The sequence below is a fragment of the Rhodococcus sp. PD04 genome (assembly GCF_035918275.1).
Taxonomy (GTDB): Bacteria; Actinomycetota; Actinomycetes; order Mycobacteriales; family Mycobacteriaceae; genus Rhodococcus; species Rhodococcus rhodochrous.
Genome location: NZ_CP142143.1, coordinates 3,102,141 through 3,121,657, shown reverse-complemented (window position 1 = coordinate 3,121,657; position 19,517 = coordinate 3,102,141). Strand labels below are relative to the sequence as shown.

Genomic DNA, 19,517 nt, shown 5'->3' with positions numbered 1-19,517 from the left:
CGGGCCGTCCCGGAGCTGCCGTGTGCCACAATGGAGTGCCATATACAGTGGGTTTTGATACGCGTAACGCACTGTCGATTACTCAGAACGCCTGCTTGACCGCTTACTCGACGCGTGAAGGGATCCTTCCATGCCGCTGACACCAGCTGATGTGCACAATGTCGCGTTCAGCAAGCCTCCGATCGGGAAGCGTGGTTACAACGAGGACGAGGTCGACGCCTTCCTCGATCTCGTCGAGCAGGAGTTGACGAACCTCATCGAGGAGAACGCCGACCTGCGTCAGCGGGTGGCCGAACTCGACCAGGAGCTCGCCGAGGCCAAGAAGGCACCGCGCGCCGCGTCGTCGTCCGCGCCGGCGGCCCCGTCCAAACCCGAACCCGCGCGCGTCGTCGAGACACCGAAGCCGGAGCCCGCTCCGGCGCCGGCACCCGCCCCGGTCGCCGCTGCGCCGTCGAGCGGCGATGCGAGCATGCAGGCCGCCAAGGTCCTCGGACTCGCGCAGGAGATGGCCGACCGCCTCACCGGCGACGCCAAGGCCGAGGCCGAGGAGCTCGTGCGCAACGCCCGGACCAACTCCGAGCAGCTCGTCTCCGATGCACGTACCCGCAGCGAGGCGATGATCGCCGACGCGCGGCAGAAGTCCGACGCGATGCTCGCCGATGCGCGCACCCGTTCGGAGACCCAGCTGCGTCAGGCCAAGGAGAAGGCCGATGCGCTGCAGGCGGACGCGGAGAAGAAGCACACCGAGATCATGGCCACGATCAACCAGCAGCGTTCGGTGCTGGAGGAGCGTATCGAGCGGCTCAAGACGTTCGAGCGCGAGTACCGGGTGCGCCTGAAGTCCTACCTGGAGTCGCAGCTCGAAGAGCTCGAGCAGCGCGGTTCCGCGGTTCCGGTGGACGGTGGACAGGAAGTGTTCAACCAGTCCAACTCGTCGTCGTCGTTCGGATCGTCGTCCTTCGCGAAGGGCAACAGCTGACCGACGGTCTCTCCGGCTCGTGCTGTACGGCCTGGTGCTGTACCTCGGTAGAGGAGGAGCGTCGTGCTCGTCGTCACGCTGGTACTCGCAGCTGTCGGATTCGGTCTTCTCGTGATCGCGTTGATGACCGGTTCGGTGGTCTGGGCATGGGGTTGTATCGCGGTGTGCGTCGTGGGAGCAGTGCTCCTGCTGGCGAGCGCACTCGGCGGACGGAGTTCGGCCGAAGGTGAGTGGGCCGATCCCCGTTCCGTCGGGCAGGCCGGAACCTCGGGCGGACGTTCCGGTCGGCGCGCACCGCGCCGGCGTCCCGGCGACCGGAATTCGTCGGATCGATGAAGCGTCCTACAATATGCATCACCGAGTGTGAAGCTCGATCCCGCGATCGCGGGTGGCGTCGATCCGGCCATCACCGGGGAGCCTCCGGAAGAACGGCGACCTTGCCGGTCGCCCAGTAGAACCGGACGGGTGGGCCCGTCACAGCCCGAACGAGTGGCCGTCCCTCGGGGACGTGCAAGCGGGGTGGTACCGCGGTGGCCGTGCACGCGCACGGCGATCGTCCCCGTGCCGAGACGTATCCAGGCACGGAGGAGCCACGCTGTGACCGAGAACCACGCTGCACCGGATCCCACCGCAGCAACCGCCGGCAGTACTGCCGGATATCCGCGCGTCGACTACGGCCTGCCGCGCGATTCGGGTGTCGACTTCCCGGCCCTCGAAGAACGTGTGCTCGCTCAGTGGGCCTCCGACGGAACCTTCGAGGCCTCGCTGCGCAACCGCGACGGCGCCGACGAGTTCGTCTTCTACGACGGCCCGCCCTTCGCGAACGGTCTCCCGCATTACGGGCACCTGCTCACCGGCTACGTCAAGGACGTCGTCCCGCGCTTCCAGACCATGCTCGGCAAGAAGGTCGACCGCCGCTTCGGCTGGGACTGCCACGGACTGCCCGCCGAGCTCGAGGCGGAGAAGCAGCTCGGCATCAAGGACAAGTCCGAGATCGACTCGATGGGCCTGGCCGAGTTCAACGCCTATTGCAAGCAGTCTGTGCTGCGCTACACCGGTGAGTGGCGCGACTACGTCACCCGCCAGGCCCGCTGGGTCGACTTCGACAACGATTACAAGACCCTCGACCTCGACTTCATGGAGTCGGTCATGTGGGCGTTCAAGTCGCTGTACGAGAAGGGCCTGATCTACCAGGGCTTCCGGGTGCTGCCCTACAGCTGGTACGAGCAGACGCCCCTGTCGAACCAGGAGACCCGCCTCGACGACGCCTACAAGATGCGTCAGGACCCGGCGGTCACCGTCGACATGGTGCTGCGCGCACCCGGCTCCGAACTCGACGGTGCGTGCGCGCTCATCTGGACCACCACGCCCTGGACCCTGCCGTCCAACCTCGCGATCGCGGTGCACCCCGAGATCGAGTACGTCGCCGTACGCGGCGCCGACGGCAAGACCTACGTGCTCGCGCAGGATCGTCTCGGTCACTACACCCGCGAGCTCGGCGAGGAGCCCGAGGTGCTCGGCCGTTACCGCGGCACCGACCTCGTCGGTCTCGCCTACGAGCCGCCCTTCGACTTCTTCACCGGCCACGAGAACGCCCACCGGGTGATCGCCGCCGATTACGTCACCACCGAATCCGGTACCGGAATCGTCCACCTCGCACCGGCTTTCGGTGAAGAGGACATGGAGTACTGCCAGCGCAACGGCATCGAGCTCGTGCAGCCGCTCGATCCGGGCGGCAAGTTCACCTCGATGGTGCCGCCGTACGAGGGCCTGCAGGTCTTCGACGCCAACCCCGTCATCATCAAGGACCTCAAGGCCGCCGGAAAGCTGCTGCGGCACGAGACCATCGAGCACTCCTACCCGCACTCGTGGCGGTCGGGTCAGCCGCTGATCTACATGGCGGTGCCGTCGTGGTTCGTCGCCGTCACCCGTTTCCGCGACCGCATGGTCGAGCTCAACCAGCAGATCACGTGGGTGCCCGAGCACATCCGCGACGGTCAGTTCGGCAAGTGGCTCGAAGGCGCCCGCGACTGGAACATCAGCCGTAACCGCTACTGGGGCAGCCCGATCCCGGTGTGGGTCTCGGACGACCCGGAATATCCGCGCGTCGACGTCTACGGTTCGCTCGACGAACTCGAACGCGACTTCGGTGTGCGTCCCACCGACCTGCACCGGCCGATGATCGACGAACTCACCCGGCCGAATCCCGACGACCCGACCGGGAAGTCGACCATGCGTCGCGTCCCCGAGGTCCTCGACTGCTGGTTCGAGTCCGGCTCGATGCCGTTCGCCCAGGTGCACTATCCCTTCGAGAACCGCGACTGGTTCGACACGCACTACCCGGGCGACTTCATCGTCGAGTACAACGGCCAGACCCGCGGCTGGTTCTACACGCTGCACGTCCTGGCCACCGCGCTGTTCGACCGTCCCGCCTTCAAATGCGTTGCCGCGCACGGCATCGTCCTCGGCGACGACGGTCTGAAGATGAGCAAGTCGAAGGGCAACTACCCCGACGTCAACGAGGTCTTCGCCCGCGACGGCTCCGACGCGATGCGCTGGTTCCTCATGTCTTCGCCGATCCTGCGCGGCGGCAACCTCGTCGTCACCGAACAGGGCATCCGGGAGGGTGTGCGACAGGCGCTGCTGCCGCTGTGGAACGCATGGAGCTTCCTGCAGTTGTACGCGTCGAAGCCGGGCACCTGGCGGACCGATTCGACGAACGTGCTCGACCGGTACATCCTCGCCAAGCTCGCGCAGACCCGCGACGTCATCACCGAGGCGCTCGAGGCCGTCGACATCGCCGGGGCGTGCGACGAGCTGCGCACCTTCTGCGACGCGCTGACCAACTGGTACGTGCGCCGCTCGCGGAACCGGTTCTGGGACGAGGACACCGACGCGATCGACACCCTCCACACGGTGCTCGAAGTCGTCACGCGCCTGGCCGCGCCGTTGCTGCCGATGGCGTCCGAGGTGATCTGGCGGGGTCTGACCGGTGGCCGGTCGGTGCACCTGGCGGACTGGCCGGCGTCCGACGACCTGCCCTCGGATCCCGCGCTCGTCGCGGCGATGGACGAGGTGCGCGGGGTGTGCTCGACCGTGCTGTCGCTGCGCAAGGCCCAGAAGCTGCGCGTGCGACTCCCGCTGCCCGAGGTCACGGTGGCGACGCCGGGTTCGTCGCATCTCGATCCGTTCGTCGACCTCATCAAGGACGAGGTCAACGTCAAGCGGGTCGTGACCACCGACGACGTCGAGGCCCACGGCCGGTTCGAGGTGGTCGTCAACGCGCGTGCCGCCGGTCCGCGTCTCGGCAAGGACGTGCAGAAGGTCATCAAGGCGGTCAAGGCGGGCGACTGGACGCAGGCGGAGGACGGCACGGTCACCGCGGCCGGAATCGCCCTGCTGCCCGAGGAGTACACCAGCCGTCTCGTCGCGGCCGAGCCGGAATCCACCGCCGCGCTGCCGGGTGGCAACGGCCTGGTGGTCCTCGACACGACCGTCACCGAGGAACTCGAGGCCGAGGGCTGGGCCAAGGACCGCATCCGCGAGTTCCAGGACGCGCGCCGCAACCTCGGCCTGGAGGTCTCCGACCGCATCTCGGTGCGGTTCGAGGTTCCCGCCGAACGCGCCGAATGGGCTGCACGCCACCGGGATCTGATCGCCGGCGAGATCCTCGCCACGACCTTCGAGCTCGGCGCCCCCGAGGGCGAGGCGATCGAACTCGGCGAAGGAACCCGCGCGTCCATCGTCAAGGCGTGACCGGGCCGGTGCTTCCGGAAGGGCCGAGCGTCCTTCCGGAAGCACCGACCCGTGGCCTCCCACCGGACGTGTGGGTGCGGCGCACTAGTCTCGACACGTGCCCGCTTCCGTGAGTCGGCGCTGGGTGTTGCACCTGGATCTCGACGCGTTCTTCGCGTCCGCCGAGCAGTTGACCCGGCCGACCCTGCGGGGCCGGCCGGTCCTCGTCGGTGGGCTCGGTGCCCGCGGGGTGGTGGCCGGCGCGAGCTACGAGGCCCGCGTCTACGGTGCGCGCTCGGCCATGCCGATGAGCCGGGCACGGCGCCTCGTCGGACCGGCGGCGGTCGTGCTGCCTCCGCGCGGAATCCTCTACCGCGAACTGAGCGGACTCGTCTTCGACACCCTGCGCGCCCGGATCCCGATCCTCGAGACCCTCTCGCTCGACGAGGCGTTCGCCGAACCTCTCGAACTCGCCGGCGCCGACGCCGACGAGGTCGAACGCTTCTGTTCGGAGCTACGCGAACACGTCAGGGAGAAAACGGGTCTCGTCGCCTCCATCGGCGCCGGATCGGGTAAGCAGATCGCGAAGATCGGGTCCGGTCTCGCGAAACCGGACGGGCTGCTCGTCGTCCGGCCCGAAGGCGAACTCCCGTTGCTGCACAGCCTGCCGGTTCGCAAGCTGTGGGGGATCGGTCCGGTGGCCGAGGACCGGTTGCGGCGACTCGGCATCGAGACCATCGGAGATCTCGCGGCGCTGCCCGTCGCCGAGGCCGCGTCGATCCTCGGCGGCACCATCGGACCGGGACTGCACCGGCTCGCCAACGGATTCGACGACCGGCCCGTCGCCGAACGCGCCGAGGCGAAACAGGTCAGCGCCGAGACCACCTTCCCCACGGACATCGTCGCGATGCCCGGACTGCGGCGGGCGATCGCCGCGTCCGCGACCGCCGCGCACACACGCCTGCGCAAGGACGGGCGTGCCGCCCGCACGGTGGTGCTCAAGCTGCGTAAGGCCGACATGTCGGTGCTCACCCGGTCGTCGACCCTGCCCTACGCCACCGAGGACGTGCAGGTGCTCACCGCCGCTGCCCAGCGCCTCGCGCTCGATCCCCTCGAGATCGGTCCCGTCCGGCTCGTCGGGGTGGGCTATGCGGGTCTGTCCGCGATCGCGCAGGACACCCTGTTCCCCGAACTGGACCGGACGACGACCGAGGAGACCGGGCCGGCCGAGGAGGACGAGGAGTTCGTCGCGGCGAGCGGACCGGCCACGCGGTGGACGCCGGGCGCCGACGTCTGCCATCCGGAATTCGGGCACGGATGGGTGCAGGGTGCGGGACACGGTGTGGTCACCGTCCGCTTCGAGACACGCAGCACGGGTCCGGGACCAGCGCGGACGCTCGACGAGAACGATCCCGACCTCACCGTCGCCGACCCGCTCGCGAGCCTGAACTGAAACATGTTCCCGGCGCCCTCATGGTCTTCTTACTACCGCCGGGTACTCTTGCGGGCGATCCGCTGCCGGATGACCGAGCACGACGAATCACATCGTGCACGACCGAACGAGAAGGACGAGAAGTTGAAGCTTCGCAAGATCACCGTCGCCACCGTGGCGCTCGCCGCCGCCCTCACGATGTCCGCCTGCAGCTCGGACGACGGCGGTAGCTCCTCCGAGACGACCGCGAAGACCAGCACGACCACGACCGCCGCGGCTCCGGCCGTCGACTACCCGCCGGTGCCCACCGTCGAGGAGCTCAACGCCGACCTCGCGCGCGCCTTCGACCTGAGCGTCCCGGCCGCCGAGAAGACCGACCTGGTCCAGGGCGCCGAGGAGGATCCGGAGCTGATCAACATGGTCGCCCAGGCGGCCAACGATGCCGGTGTGCAGGTCAACGTCGTCGACGTGACCGACAACGAGAACGGCACGATCACCGCCGGTGTCGAGATGGCGCTCGCGGGCAGCGACCAGCCGTCCTTCGGCACGGTCGACTTCGTCGCCGAGGACGACACCTGGAAGGTGTCGAAGGACTACGCGTGCTCCATCGTCATCAATATGGCGCAGCTGCAGTCCCCGGCCTGCGTGTGATGTAGTACTCGTCCCGAACGACCCGACGGCCGGCGCGGAACTTCCGCGCCGGCCGTCGGCGTTCGTATATCTTCCGGACTACCGATCCGGGGTGTTCCAGCCCACCCGGTCGACCTGCGACTGCGACAGGCGCGTTCCGCCGTCCGGCTCGACGTAGGTCTGATCGCCCCGCACCGTCAGTTCTCCGCCGACGGGCAGGGGGAGCGACGCGTCGATCGTCATCGACCCCTCCCCGGCCATCGTGTACTGCTCGATGTCGAGACGGCCCTGCCCGTTCGGCAACACCCAGGTGGACTCGCGCGGTGTCTGTTCGACCTTCACGTCGACCGTGAGACGGTCGTCCTCCCGCTCGACGAGTGTCGCCGTCCCGACCTGGTCGAGGGTGATGCCCGCGCTCATCACCTGCTGGTGGATCTCCCACACGGCGCCCACCCCGACGGCTTCCTCCGGGAACGAGACGATGCGATAGACGGCCTGGTAGAACGCCTGCTCGATCGCCGATCGTGCGATGTTCGCCGCATCGGGAGCGGGCTCGAGGCGCAGCGCACTGATCGCGCCGGTCGGCCCGATGGTCAGTCCGGCCCCGGAACCCTCGGCGTCGGACAACGCGGATCCGAGCGTCTCGTCCGGCGACGTCGCCGATCCGACGGTGATGTCGACCACGGTGCTCGGGTCCTCGTCGGAGACCGCCTGCTCGACCGTGGCCGAGAGCGGAAGGGTCAGTTCGGGAGTGGAGAAGTCCTGCTGCGGGTCGTCGCCGACGCGCTGGAAGACCTCGGAGCGGGTGGTGAGGACGACGCCCTGCTGCACCCCGGCCTCCGGGGCGAGACGCACCACCGATCGGGGTTCGGCGCCGGGGTCGAGCACCGTCGTGGTCACCGCCGATACCGGCACCGTCACCTCCGTCGATGTCGCCGCCGTGACGGCGGGCGCGCCGTCCGAAGGACCACCGCAACCGGCGACGAGAGCGGAGAGGGACAGCACGGCCGCGAGGGCACACGGCCCCGAGCGGGGGAATCTGGACAGCGCAGGCACGCCACCCAGGGTAGCCACGACGGGTGGGGGAACCGCCGCGGTCGTCCGGTAGGGGATGATGGAGCGGTGACGAACGAAGCTTCCCGACCCGACCGCGACGCGGAGACGCCGGTTCCCGGTCGCGTCGACGAGCCGACGCCGGTTCCCGGTCGCGTCGACGAGCCGACTCCGGTTCCCGGTCGTGCCGACGAGCCGTCCCCGTCCATCGGCCGGCGCATGCTGCGACCGCTGCTGCTCGTGGCGCTCGTCGTCTATGTCGCCGATCTGGTGACGAAGGTGCTCGCCGTCCACTACATCGACCCCGCCGACCCGATCTCGATCGTCGGCGACACGGTCACCCTGACACTCGTCCGCAATCCCGGTGCCGCGTTCTCCATGGCCACGGGCATGACCTGGCTGCTCACGCTGGTCGCGATCGCCGTCGTCGTCGGTGTCGTGAAGATCGGCCGGACCCTGAGATCGGGATGGTGGGCACTCGGCCTCGCCCTCGTCCTCGGGGGAGCCCTCGGCAATCTCACCGACCGTCTGTTCCGCTCGCCCGGACCGCTGCAGGGCCACGTCGTCGACTTCGTGTCGGTCGGATGGTGGCCGGTGTTCAACGTCGCCGACTCGGCCATCGTGTGCGGGGCGATCCTGCTCGTGGCCCTGACCGTCTTCGGCGTCGAACCCGACGGCGGTGCCTCGAAGGGCCGGGACGCAGCGCCGGATGCGGACGACACGAGAAAGGAATCACACCAGTGAGGGAAACCCGCGCGATGCCCGTACCCGACGGGCTCGACGGGATGCGTGTCGATGCAGGCCTCGCGCGCCTGCTCGGTCTGTCCCGGACCGTGGTCGCCACGCTCACCGAGGAGGGCGCCGTCGTGGTCGACGGCGCGGCCGTGGGCAAGTCCGACCGACTGTCCGCCGGCTCCTGGCTCGAGGTGGAACTGCCCGAGCCGCCCCGCCCCCTGACCATCGAGGCCCAGCCCGTCGAGGGTATGGAGATCCTCTACGCCGACGACGACATCGTCGCTGTCGACAAGCCCGTGGGTGTCGCCGCCCACGCGAGCGTCGGCTGGACCGGACCGACCGTGATCGGTGGTCTCGCCGCCGCCGGCTACCGGATCTCCACGTCCGGGGCCCACGAGCGCCAGGGCATCGTGCACCGGCTCGACGTGGGCACCTCCGGCGTCATGGTGGTCGCGACGTCCGAACGCGCCTACACCGTGCTCAAGCGCGCGTTCAAGGAACGCACGGTCGAGAAGCGGTACCACGCGCTCGTCCAGGGGCATCCCGACCCGAGCAGCGGCACAATCGACGCACCGATCGGCCGTCATCGCAGCAGCGACTGGAAGTTCACGGTCACCGCCGACGGCAAGCCCAGCGTGACGCACTACGACACGATCGAGGCGTTCCAGGCGGCGAGCCTGCTCGACATCCACCTCGAGACCGGGCGCACCCATCAGATCCGGGTGCACTTCTCGGCGCTGCGTCACCCCTGTTGCGGCGACCTCACCTACGGAGCCGACCCGCGTCTCGCGGCGCGTCTCGGTCTCGAACGGCAGTGGTTGCACGCGTGCACCCTCGGGTTCTCGCACCCCACGCGCGGACACTGGGTCGAGATCACCAGCAAGTACCCGCCGGATCTCGAACACGCGCTCGCCGTGTTGCGCAACGCCTGACCGATGGGACGCGTCCTGCCCTGGGCGGCGGTCGTCGTTCTCGTCGTCGCCGTGCTCGTCGCCGGGTGGACCTCACCGCCGCGGCCGGCCCCCGTGGGCAGCGACACCCTCGGCCCCGACAACGGGGAAGTGGTCGCCGACTATCTGACGCGGGCCGCGGACAGCCTGACCGAGGCCGAAGCGGACGGAGATCTCGAGCACTGGGGACTGGTGTCGTTCGCCGACACCGTCGGCATCGACCGGGTCGTCGAACTCACCGGCGAGGTGCGCGTGGCGCAGGTGCTGCTGCGCGTCCCGATCGACCGCGTCCAGACACCGCTGGTGCCGGTCGCGGTGCCGGAGAACGCGGAGGCGGTCCGTCGTGCTCCCTCGGTCGCCGCGGGCAGGCTGAGCCTGATGGAGTTCGGGACCGAACGCGCCGCACGGGTCGGGGCGGTCTCCGCGCAGCGGCTCGCCGGCGGTTGCGACTGCGTGGTGGCGGCGGTGCTCCGTGGCACTCCCGAGCAGTTCCGGGCCGTCGCCGACGCCTCGGACGTGCGGGCCGTGGAGGTCCTGCCCGCCGACGCGATCGCGGGACGCTTCGCGGTGACGCCGCTGCTCCCCACGCACGTCGAGACGGTCGTGCCCGGCCCCGACGACGGGGAGGCGTGACGGTGCGGTGCGACCCCGTCTCGGAACGAGCGTGTCTCGAAACGACAGTGTCTCGAAACGACAGTGTTTCGGAACGACAGTGTTTCGGAACGACAGTGCACCGGCGGCGCCGTAGGGTGAGCCGGTGAGCGACTCGGGGGAAGGGAACGATTCGGGGCAGCGGAGCGTCGCGCGCACGGGGGTGCTGTGCGGCCTGGGTGCCTACGGATTGTGGGGACTGTTCCCCGCCTACTTCGGTCTGCTCGAACCTGCCGGCGCCGTCGAGATCCTCGCGCACCGCGTGCTGTGGACCCTCGTGCTCATGCTGATCGTGCTGGGCGTCATGGGACGCCTCGGCGCCCTGCGTGGCCTGTCGGCCCGCACGTGGGGTCTGGTCGCCGCGGCGTCCACCGCGATCGCGGTCAACTGGGGCGTCTACATCTACGGCGTCGTCTCGGGCCGGGTCGTGGAGACCGCACTGGGCTACTTCATCAACCCGCTCGTCAGCGTGGTGTTCGGAGTCCTGTTCTTCCGGGAACGACTGCGGCCGGCGCAGATCGCGGCGCTGGTGCTCGCGATATGCGCGGTGGTGGTGATCACCGTCGACTACGGAAGACCGCCGATCATCGCCCTGACCCTGGCGCTGTCGTTCGCGTCCTACGGGGTGATCAAGAAGATCGTGCCGCTCGATCCGCGCACGTCCCTGACGGGGGAGGGGATCGTCGCGGCCCCGTTCGCGCTCGGGTACGTGATCTTCCTCGCGGTGACCGGCACCGGCACCTTCCTCGGGTACGGCATGGATCACACCGCGCTGCTCGTGTCGGCGGGGCTGGTGACCGCTGTGCCGCTGCTGCTCTTCGGCGCGGCCGCGCAACGGGTCCCTCTCGCGACACTCGGCATGCTGCAGTACCTCACGCCGAGCCTGCAGATGACGTGGGGTGTGGTGGTGCTCGGAGAGGACATGCCCGCCTCGCGATGGATCGGTTTCGTCCTGATCTGGATCGCACTGGCGGTGTACAGCACGGACGCCCTCGTGCGGGCCCGTCGTCAGCGTGCCGTGGTCACCGCGGACCCTCGCGCGGCTTAGACTCGTCTCTGCCCACAGACATCCCGGGAGAGGCACGCGTGGCTGACTCGTTCGTTCATCTGCACACCCACACCGAGTACTCGATGCTCGACGGTGCCGCGAAGGTCGGACCGTTGTTCAAGGAGGCCGAACGGCTGGGGATGCCGGCCGTGGGCATGACCGACCACGGAAACATGTACGGCGCCAGCGAGTTCTACAACGTCGCCAAGAAGTTCGGCATCAAGCCGATCATCGGCATCGAGGCGTACGTCGCGCCGGAGTCGCGATTCTCCACCAAGCGTGTGCAGTGGGGCGATCCCGGCCAGAAGTCCGACGACGTCTCCGGCTCGGGTGCCTACACCCACATGACGATGGTCGCCGAGAACTCGACGGGCCTGCGGAACCTGTTCAAGCTGTCCTCGCTCGCATCGATCGAGGGGCAGCTCGGCAAGTGGGCGCGTATGGACGAAGACCTCATCGCCCACCACCACGAGGGCATCATCGCCACGACCGGTTGCCCGTCGGGCGAGATCCAGACGCGCCTGCGCCTCGGTCACGAGCGCGAGGCGCTCGAGGCCGCCGCGAAGTGGCAGGAGATCTGGGGCAAGGACAACTTCTTCCTCGAACTCATGGACCACGGCCTGTCCATCGAGCGCCGGGTTCGCGAGGGTCTGATCGAGATCGGCCGCAAGCTCGACATCCCGCCACTGGTGACCAACGACTGCCACTACGTCACCAAGGATGCGGCCGCGAACCACGAGGCGCTGCTGTGCATCCAGACCGGTAAGACCCTCTCCGACCCCACCCGGTTCAAGTTCGACGGCGACGGCTACTACCTCAAGTCGGCGCAGGAGATGCGCGAGCAGTGGGACCGCGAGGTGCCGGGGGCCTGCGACAACACGCTGCTCATCGCCGAGCGCGTGCAGTCCTACGAGGACGTGTGGACCCACCGCGACCGGATGCCGGTCTTCCCGGTACCGGAAGGGGAGACGCAGGCGAGCTGGCTGCACAAGGAGGTCATGCGCGGTCTCGACCGGCGCTTCCCCGACGGCCCGCCCCGCGAGTACGTCGAGCGCGCCGAGTACGAGATCAGCGTCATCAACCAGATGGGCTTCCCCGCCTACTTCCTCGTCGTCGGCGACCTCATCAACCACGCCCGCGAGGTCGGCATCCGTGTCGGCCCCGGCCGTGGTTCGGCTGCCGGTTCGCTCGTCGCCTACGCGATGGGCATCACCAACATCGACCCGATCCCGCACGGCCTGCTGTTCGAGCGGTTCCTCAACCCCGAGCGCGTGTCGATGCCCGATATCGATATCGACTTCGACGATCGCCGCCGCGGTGAAATGGTGCGCTACGCCACCGAGCGGTGGGGCAACGACAAGGTCGCCCAGGTCATCACGTTCGGCACCATCAAGACGAAGGCCGCGATCAAGGACTCCGCGCGAGTGCAGTTCGGCCAGCCCGGATTCGCGATCGCCGACCAGATCACCAAGGCCCTGCCGCCGCCGATCATGGCGAAGGACATCCCGGTCTCGGGTATCACCGACCCGAGCCACGAGCGGTACAAGGAAGCCGCCGAGGTCCGCCAGCTGATCGAGTCCAACCCGGACATCAAGAAGATCTACGACACCGCCCTCGGACTCGAGGGCCTGATCCGCAACGCCGGCGTCCACGCCTGCGCGGTGATCATGTCGTCCGAGCCGCTCATGGACGCGATCCCGCTGTGGAAGCGTGCGCAGGACGGCGCGATCATCACCGGGTGGGACTATCCGTCCTGCGAGGCCATCGGCCTGCTGAAGATGGACTTCCTCGGTCTGCGCAACCTCACCGTCATCGGCGACGCGATCGAGAACATCAAGGTCAACCGCGGGATCGATCTCGACCTCGACACCCTCCCGCTGGAGGATCCCGCGACCTACGAACTGCTCGCCCGCGGCGACACGCTCGGCGTGTTCCAGCTCGACGGCAGCGCCATGCGCGACCTGCTGCGCCGTATGCAGCCCACCGGCTTCGAGGACATCGTCGCCGTGCTCGCGCTGTACCGCCCCGGTCCGATGGGCATGAACGCGCACAACGACTACGCCGACCGCAAGAACGGGCGGCAAGAGGTCAAGCCGATCCATCCCGAGCTCGAGGAACCGCTGAAGGAGATCCTCGCCGACACCTACGGCCTGATCGTCTACCAGGAGCAGATCATGCAGATCGCTCAGAAGGTGGCCGGTTACTCGCTCGGACAGGCAGACCTGCTGCGCCGCGCGATGGGTAAGAAGAAGAAGGAGATCCTCGACGAGGCCTACGACGGCTTCGCGCAAGGCATGAAGGACAACGGCTTCTCGCAGGCGGCGATCACCGCGCTGTGGGACACCGTTCTGCCCTTCGCCGGTTACGCGTTCAACAAGTCGCACGCCGCCGGCTACGGCCTCGTCTCGTTCTGGACCGCCTACCTCAAGGCGAACTACCCGGCCGAGTACATGGCCGGTCTGCTCACCTCCGTGGGCGACGACAAGGACAAGGCCGCGGTCTACCTGTCCGACTGCCGCAAGATGGGCATCACGGTGCTGCCGCCGGACGTCAACGAGTCGCACACCAACTTCATGTCGGTGGGCGAGGACATCCGGTTCGGCCTCGGCGCCGTTCGCAACGTCGGCACGAACGTCGTTGCCTCGATCATCAAGGGTCGGGAGGAGAAGGGCCGCTACACCGACTTCTCCGACTATCTCAACAAGATCGACACCGTCGCGTGTTCGAAGAAGGTCACCGAATCCCTCATCAAGGCAGGCGCATTCGACTCGCTCGGGCACCCGCGCAAGGGCTTGATGCTCGTCCACGCCGATGCGATCGACGCGGTGATGAGCACGAAGAAGGCCGAGGCGATCGGTCAGTTCGACCTGTTCGGCGGCGACGACGCCGACGAGTCCGTCGCCGCGGTGTTCAACGTCCGCATCCCCGAGGAGGAATGGGACACCAAGCACCGCCTCGCCCTCGAACGGGAGATGCTCGGCCTCTACGTCTCCGGGCACCCGCTCAACGGCGTCGAGCACGTGCTCGCGTCGCAGGCCGACACCCAGATCCCGGCGATCCTCGAAGGCGCGCTCAAGGACGGCAGTCAGGTCACCGTCGGCGGCATCCTCGCCTCGGTGAACCGGCGCATCAACAAGAACGGTCTGGCCTGGGCGTCCGCGCAGCTCGAGGACCTCACCGGTGGCATCGAGGTGCTGTTCTTCCCGCAGTCCTACGCCGTCTACGGCATGGATGTCGTGGAGGACTCGGTGGTGCTGGTCAAGGCGCGGGTGTCGATCCGCGACGACCGGATCTCCCTGATCGCCAACGATCTCGTCGTCCCCGACCTGTCGCAGATCGGGGTCGCGAAGCCGGTGTCGGTGTCGATGCCCACCCGCCTGTGCACCCCCGACAAGGTCGGTGCCCTCAAGAACGTCCTCACCCGCCATCCCGGCTCGTCCGACGTGCACGTGCGGCTCATCACCGGCAGCAAGGTCACCGTCCTCAAGCTCGACGACAGCCTGCGGGTCGAACCGTCGTCCGCGCTCATGGGCGACCTCAAGGCCCTGCTCGGCCCGGGCTGCCTGGCCACCTAGCCGGTCCCGCCGCGCGACGCGAGTGCTCCGGCGAGCGTCGCGCGGTTGCGAATCCGGGTGGCTGCGAGTTCGGCGATCTGCCGTTCGTGTGCCGTCAGAGCGGCGGTGCGGGTGGGATGCGCCCGGACGGCACCCGACCGGGCTCCGAGCAGAGGGGCACGCGGAAGGCGTCCCTCGACCGGGATGGGGTCGGCCGCGACGGCGAGCGGTGTGTCTCGTCTAGGAACGGAGTGCGTGCCGCTGGATCCTGCGGACCCACCACACGACGACGGTGACCCCAGCGGCACCGAGGACGGCGCTCTGGGCGTTGGTCGTGACGACGAGGACCACGAGCAGGGTGAGGAGACCGGCGGCGAGTGCTTCGAGCTTGTACAGGGGCCAGATCGTGCCGGCGATGTCCACGCCGTCGGTGCGCTCACGGTGTACCCGGGTATCGAGCACGGACATCTCGGTGCACCTCCTGTAGGCAGAGCGGCTGTAGGCCGAGCGGAATTCTTTCTTCAGGATAGGCGCAGGGAAGAGTTCGGGCCACCGAACTCGGCGATCGGGCGGCGACTGTCACAACGATTGTGTTGACTGGTGGGTATGCCACTGCACGGAGAGTACGAACCGAGTCCCGTCGAATGGAGTGCCAAGCAGGTCGAGGAGTACGAGTCGTCGGGCGGAACCCGCGGCACGACCCTCCAGGGCCGGCCGGTGATCATCCTCACCACGGTCGGCGCCAAGTCCGGCAAGCTCCGCAAGATCCCTCTCATGCGGGTCGAGCACGAGGGAAAGTATGCCGCCGTCGCCTCGCTCGGCGGTGCACCGAAGCATCCTGTCTGGTACCACAACGTCCTCGCGAATCCGCACGTGGAAGTGAGGGACCGCACCGAGGTATGGGACATGATCGCCCGCGAGGTCCACGGCGAGGAGAAGGCGCAGTGGTGGGAGCGTGCCGTCGAGGCGTTCCCGCCCTACGCGGAGTACCAGGAGAAGACCGACCGCGAGATCCCCGTCTTCGTTCTCGAACCGATCGAGAGTTCGTAGACGGAACGCGCTCCGACGAAGAGCCGACAGCGTTCCGGGCACTGTCCGGAAGGTCCTGCCACTCCCTCGATGCAGGTCCCGCCGTGGTGGGCGATTCGGGGGAGTGGCAGCATTGACGGGTGACCTCCACTTCGCGAACAGCAGAACCGACGACTGTGACCGCCGTGCCCCGCGCGGCCGACATCGATGCGGCTGCCGAGCGAATTTCGGAGGCGGTCGCCCCGACGCCGCTCGAGCGCAGCCCCCGGCTCTCGGCGCTCGTGGGTGCCAACGTGTACCTCAAGCGTGAGGACCTCACCCGGGTGCGGTCCTTCAAGCTCCGCGGGGCGTACAACGCCATGGCGCAGCTCGACGCGGCCGAGCGTGCCGCGGGTGTCGTCACGGCGAGCGCCGGCAACCACGCGCAGGGCGTCGCCTACGCGTGCCGGGTGATGGGAATCCAGGGACGCATCTACGTGCCAACCCGCACTCCCAAGCAGAAGCGCGACCGGATCCGCGTCCACGGTGGCGACAGCGTCGAACTCATCGGCGTCGGCGACACCTTCGACGCCGCGGCCGCGGCGGCGGCCGACGATGCGATCCGCACCGGTGCGACGATGATCCCGCCCTTCGACGACGCCCGCACCGCCGCGGGCCAGGGCACCATCGCCCGCGAGATCCTCGAACAGCTCGACGGTGATCTCGACGTCGTGCTCGTCCCCGTCGGTGGGGGCGGCCTCATCGCCGGTGTCGCCGCTTATCTGCGCGAGCGGTCCCCACGCACGTCGATCGTCGGCGTCGAGCCGGCCGGCGCAGCATCGATGACCGCCGCGCTGGTCGCGGGTGGTCCCGTCACGCTGCCGGAGGTCGAGCCGTTCGTCGACGGCGCTGCGGTCAAGCGGATCGGCGACGTCCCCTACGCTGTCGTCTCCGAACTCGGTGCGGAGGTCGTGTCCCATTCGAGCCTGCCGCTCGTGGCCACGCTGCGCCGCGAGGGGCTCGGTCGGGCCCCGTTCGGCATGACCCAGATCGACGAGGGTGCGCTGTGCACCACGATGCTCGATCTGTACCAGAACGAGGGCATCATCGCCGAGCCCGCCGGCGCACTGTCCGTCGCTGCCCTCGGGTCGATCTCGGTGCAGCCCGGAGCGAACGTGGTGTGCCTGGTGTCGGGCGGCAACAACGACGTCTCGCGCTACGGCGAGATCATCGAGCGGTCGCTCGTCCACCGCGGGCTCAAACACTATTTCCTCGTGGACTTCCCCCAGGAGCCCGGCGCGCTGCGCCGGTTCCTGGACGAGGTCCTCGGACCGGACGACGACATCACCCTGTTCGAGTACGTCAAGCGCAACAACCGGGAGACCGGTGCTGCCCTCGTCGGTATCGAACTGGGTGCTGCAGAAGACCTTTCGGCCCTGCTCAATCGCATGGACGCGTCGCCGATCGACGCGCAGCGACTCGAGCCGGGGTCGCCGGCCTACCGTTATCTCACCTAGTCGGAGTCGCTACCAGGGCGAGCACACCAGCCACGGGCCGAACCAGAAGCAGTCGGGACGCCACGGATTGTCCCAACGGCGATCCCAGTCGTTCCTGTGGTTCTTGCCGTGGTGGTCGCGATCCTTCCAGTGATTGTTGTGATGGTTGCCGTGGTGGTCGTGGTTGACGGCGACGACGCCGGGGGACGTGTCGACCACCGGTGACGCCGAGGCAACCCCTGCGGGGGCGAGGACGAGGGCGGTGCTGAGGAATACGCTCGCCAGAATCTTCTTGGGTTTCATGGTGATCCACCTCGAGAATTCGACGGTACCTGAGACGGTACTCGCCCACTCGTGGCATAATCAACGACTTTTTTCGCCTGACGAACGTTATCGGCGGGGCGTCTCGGGAGCCTCCAGGATCGCGAAGGACCAGCCCGGGATCAGCACCGCGGACTCGGTGCGGTTGACCACCGGTTCGTCCCACCAGAGCAGAGGCCTCCCGCCGACCGGCACGGTGACGGGATCGGGTCCGAGATTGCACGCCACGCGCAGCGCACCGCGGTGCACGACGAGCCACTTCTCGTCCTCGTCGTATGTCACGTGCACGTGCTCGAGCCAGGGATCGGTGAGCTCGGCCCGATCCCGCCGGAGCGCAATGAGTGCGCGATAACACTCCAGCAGCCGGGCGTGCCCGTCCTCGTCGCGTTCGTCCCAGCGCAGCTTCGAGCCGGTGAAGGTCTCCGAAGCCTGCGGGTCGGGTACGTCGTCGGCGTCCCAGCCGTGTTCGGCGAACTCGCGCCGGCGACCCTCGACGACCGCCGCGGCGAGTTCCGGTTCGGGATGCGACGTGAAGTAGCGGAAGGGTGTGCTCGCACCCCACTCCTCGCCCATGAACAGCATCGGGGTGTACGGGGAAGCGAGTACGAGCGCTGCCTTGACGGCCAGCTGACCGGGTTCGAGATAGGCCCCGGGCCGGTCGCCGAGCGCCCGGTTGCCGACCTGATCGTGCGTGCAGGTGTAGGCGACCAGACCGCTCGCCGGTGTGCGCCGGGTGTCGAGCGGGCGCCCGTGGACCCGGCCGCGGAAACTCGAGTACGTCCCGGCGTGGAAGAAGCCGTGCCCGAGCGTGTACGCGAGGCAGTCCAGGGAACCGAAGTCGCCGTAGTAGCCCTGTCGTTCACCGGACACCGCTGCGTGGATCGCGTGGTGGACGTCGTCGGCCCACTGCGCGTGCAGTCCGTATCCACCGCCGGGCCGGGGAGTGATCAGTTTTGGATCGTTGAGGTCCGATTCGGCGATCAACGACAGGGGACGGCCGAGATGAGCGGACAGGCGGAACGTCTCGACCGACAGTTCCTCGAGGAGGTGGGTGGCCGTGTGGTCGATCAGCGCGTGCACGGCGTCGAGCCGGAGGGCGTCGATGTGGAACTCGCGGAACCAACGCAGCGCGTTGTCGAGGATGTACCGCCGCACTTCCCCGGATCCGGGACCGTCGAGGTTGATGTTGTCGCCCCAGATTCCCGGGGCGGCGGAGAGATAGGGGCCGAAGCGACCCAGATAGTTCCCCGACGGACCGAGATGGTTGTAGACGACGTCGAGCACCACGGCCAGACCGCGCGCGTGAGCGGCGTCGACGAAACGCTGCAGGGCATCGGGGCCGCCGTAGGGTTCGTGCACCGCGTACCAGAGCACGCCGTCGTAGCCCCACCCGTGGGTGCCGTTGAACGCGTTGAGCGGCATGGGTTCGACGAACTCGACGCCGAGGTCCACGAGTTCGTCGAGACGGTCGATCGCCGAGTCGAGAGTGCCCTCGGGGGTGAAGGTCCCGACGTGCATCTCGTAGATGATGCTTCCCGTCAGTTGCCGGCCGGTCCAGTTGCGGTCGGTCCACTTCGACTCGTCGAGCACGTGCAATTGCGATGGCTCGTGCACGCCCTCCGGCTGACGTGGAGAGCGCGGGTCGGGAAGGACCGTCCCGGTGTCGTCGTCGAGCACGAAACCGTATCGGGTGTCGGGAGCGACATCGACGGTGGTACGCCACCAGCCGTCGTCGTCGCGTTGCATGTCGTGGAGCCGTCCGTCGGCGAACAGTCGGACGGACGACGGGATCGGAGCCCAGACCTCGAAGGTGTGCACTCGACCAGCATGCCGTGTCGGCGGCGCCGGTGCAGGGGATGGCGCCGACGGACGACCCACCTGCCGCGCGTCAATTTTGTTGCAGCTGCAATGCACTCGATACTGGG

At 68.2% G+C, this 19,517-nt stretch carries 16 protein-coding genes; 12 read left to right on the top strand and 4 right to left on the bottom strand.

The window, feature by feature from the left end:
• Positions 1-130 precede the first annotated feature (130 nt).
• The 5 genes from wag31 to U9J23_RS14375 all read left to right on the top strand — a co-directional run bounded on the left by wag31 (position 131) and on the right by U9J23_RS14375 (position 6,797).
• Entirely contained in the window at positions 131-979 is an 849-nt protein-coding gene (gene wag31 / locus U9J23_RS14395) for a DivIVA-like cell division protein Wag31 (RefSeq protein WP_059380958.1), read from the top strand.
• 63 nt (positions 980-1,042) lie between these two features.
• Positions 1,043-1,315 carry a hypothetical protein gene (locus U9J23_RS14390; RefSeq protein ID WP_059380959.1) on the top strand — a complete coding sequence of 91 codons (273 nt, stop codon included), beginning with the start codon at positions 1,043-1,045 and terminating at the stop codon, positions 1,313-1,315.
• 261 nt (positions 1,316-1,576) lie between these two features.
• Positions 1,577-4,735 (top strand): isoleucine--tRNA ligase, encoded by a 3,159-nt coding sequence (ileS, locus tag U9J23_RS14385; protein WP_085468385.1) that lies wholly within the window; start codon positions 1,577-1,579, stop codon positions 4,733-4,735.
• 124 nt (positions 4,736-4,859) lie between these two features.
• Complete coding sequence (locus U9J23_RS14380; protein WP_059380961.1) at positions 4,860-6,167, top strand: DNA polymerase IV; 1,308 nt, start codon at positions 4,860-4,862, stop codon at positions 6,165-6,167.
• 123 nt (positions 6,168-6,290) lie between these two features.
• Positions 6,291-6,797, top strand: coding sequence for a hypothetical protein (locus U9J23_RS14375; protein WP_033097609.1), 507 nt, complete (start codon positions 6,291-6,293; stop codon positions 6,795-6,797).
• A 78-nt stretch (positions 6,798-6,875) separates the two neighbouring features.
• On the opposite strand, the gene U9J23_RS14370 is transcribed toward U9J23_RS14375, so the two are convergent.
• Positions 6,876-7,832, bottom strand: a complete 957-nt coding sequence (locus tag U9J23_RS14370) for a hypothetical protein (RefSeq protein ID WP_064059915.1) — start codon at positions 7,830-7,832, stop codon at positions 6,876-6,878.
• A 66-nt stretch (positions 7,833-7,898) separates the two neighbouring features.
• On the opposite strand from U9J23_RS14370, the gene lspA reads away from it, so the two are divergent.
• The 5 genes from lspA to dnaE all read left to right on the top strand — a co-directional run bounded on the left by lspA (position 7,899) and on the right by dnaE (position 14,788).
• Positions 7,899-8,573 carry a signal peptidase II gene (lspA, locus tag U9J23_RS14365; RefSeq protein WP_059380963.1) on the top strand — a complete coding sequence of 225 codons (675 nt, stop codon included), beginning with the start codon at positions 7,899-7,901 and terminating at the stop codon, positions 8,571-8,573.
• Between the two features lie 14 nt (positions 8,574-8,587).
• Entirely contained in the window at positions 8,588-9,496 is a 909-nt protein-coding gene (locus U9J23_RS14360; RefSeq protein WP_016691814.1) for an RluA family pseudouridine synthase, read from the top strand.
• Positions 9,497-9,499: 3 nt separating this feature from the next.
• On the top strand, positions 9,500-10,147 hold the full coding sequence (locus tag U9J23_RS14355; RefSeq protein ID WP_059380964.1) for a hypothetical protein: 648 nt from the start codon (positions 9,500-9,502) through the stop codon (positions 10,145-10,147).
• Between the two features lie 124 nt (positions 10,148-10,271).
• Positions 10,272-11,213 carry an EamA family transporter RarD gene (gene rarD / locus U9J23_RS14350; RefSeq protein WP_372466034.1) on the top strand — a complete coding sequence of 314 codons (942 nt, stop codon included), beginning with the start codon at positions 10,272-10,274 and terminating at the stop codon, positions 11,211-11,213.
• A gap of 38 nt (positions 11,214-11,251) precedes the next feature.
• Positions 11,252-14,788: a DNA polymerase III subunit alpha gene (gene dnaE, locus U9J23_RS14345; RefSeq protein WP_106199428.1), complete on the top strand. Its 3,537-nt coding sequence runs from the start codon at positions 11,252-11,254 to the stop codon at positions 14,786-14,788.
• Between the two features lie 219 nt (positions 14,789-15,007).
• On the opposite strand, the gene U9J23_RS14340 is transcribed toward dnaE, so the two are convergent.
• Entirely contained in the window at positions 15,008-15,235 is a 228-nt protein-coding gene (locus tag U9J23_RS14340) for a hypothetical protein (protein WP_059380967.1), read from the bottom strand.
• A gap of 138 nt (positions 15,236-15,373) precedes the next feature.
• Between U9J23_RS14340 and U9J23_RS14335 the strand changes: the two genes are divergently transcribed.
• Both U9J23_RS14335 and ilvA read left to right on the top strand, forming a co-directional pair.
• Positions 15,374-15,817, top strand: coding sequence for a nitroreductase family deazaflavin-dependent oxidoreductase (locus tag U9J23_RS14335; RefSeq protein ID WP_059380968.1), 444 nt, complete (start codon positions 15,374-15,376; stop codon positions 15,815-15,817).
• A 155-nt stretch (positions 15,818-15,972) separates the two neighbouring features.
• The gene (gene ilvA, locus U9J23_RS14330) at positions 15,973-17,292 is read left to right on the top strand and encodes a threonine ammonia-lyase IlvA (RefSeq protein ID WP_059380969.1); all 1,320 of its coding nucleotides are present in this window, start codon (positions 15,973-15,975) and stop codon (positions 17,290-17,292) included.
• 9 nt (positions 17,293-17,301) lie between these two features.
• On the opposite strand, the gene U9J23_RS14325 is transcribed toward ilvA, so the two are convergent.
• Both U9J23_RS14325 and treZ read right to left on the bottom strand, forming a co-directional pair.
• Entirely contained in the window at positions 17,302-17,574 is a 273-nt protein-coding gene (locus U9J23_RS14325) for a hypothetical protein (RefSeq protein ID WP_006554117.1), read from the bottom strand.
• A gap of 87 nt (positions 17,575-17,661) precedes the next feature.
• Positions 17,662-19,410 carry a malto-oligosyltrehalose trehalohydrolase gene (gene treZ, locus U9J23_RS14320; protein ID WP_059380970.1) on the bottom strand — a complete coding sequence of 583 codons (1,749 nt, stop codon included), beginning with the start codon at positions 19,408-19,410 and terminating at the stop codon, positions 17,662-17,664.
• Positions 19,411-19,517 lie beyond the last annotated feature (107 nt).

Coding starts and splice junctions, on each gene's coding strand:
- wag31 (WP_059380958.1), top strand. CDS start 131: ATGCCGCTGACACCAGCTGATGTGCACAATGTCGCGTTCAGCAAGCCT.
- U9J23_RS14325 (WP_006554117.1), bottom strand. CDS start 17,574: ATGAAACCCAAGAAGATTCTGGCGAGCGTATTCCTCAGCACCGCCCTC.
- U9J23_RS14360 (WP_016691814.1), top strand. CDS start 8,588: ATGCCCGTACCCGACGGGCTCGACGGGATGCGTGTCGATGCAGGCCTC.
- U9J23_RS14355 (WP_059380964.1), top strand. CDS start 9,500: ATGGGACGCGTCCTGCCCTGGGCGGCGGTCGTCGTTCTCGTCGTCGCC.
- U9J23_RS14335 (WP_059380968.1), top strand. CDS start 15,374: ATGCCACTGCACGGAGAGTACGAACCGAGTCCCGTCGAATGGAGTGCC.
- U9J23_RS14340 (WP_059380967.1), bottom strand. CDS start 15,235: ATGTCCGTGCTCGATACCCGGGTACACCGTGAGCGCACCGACGGCGTG.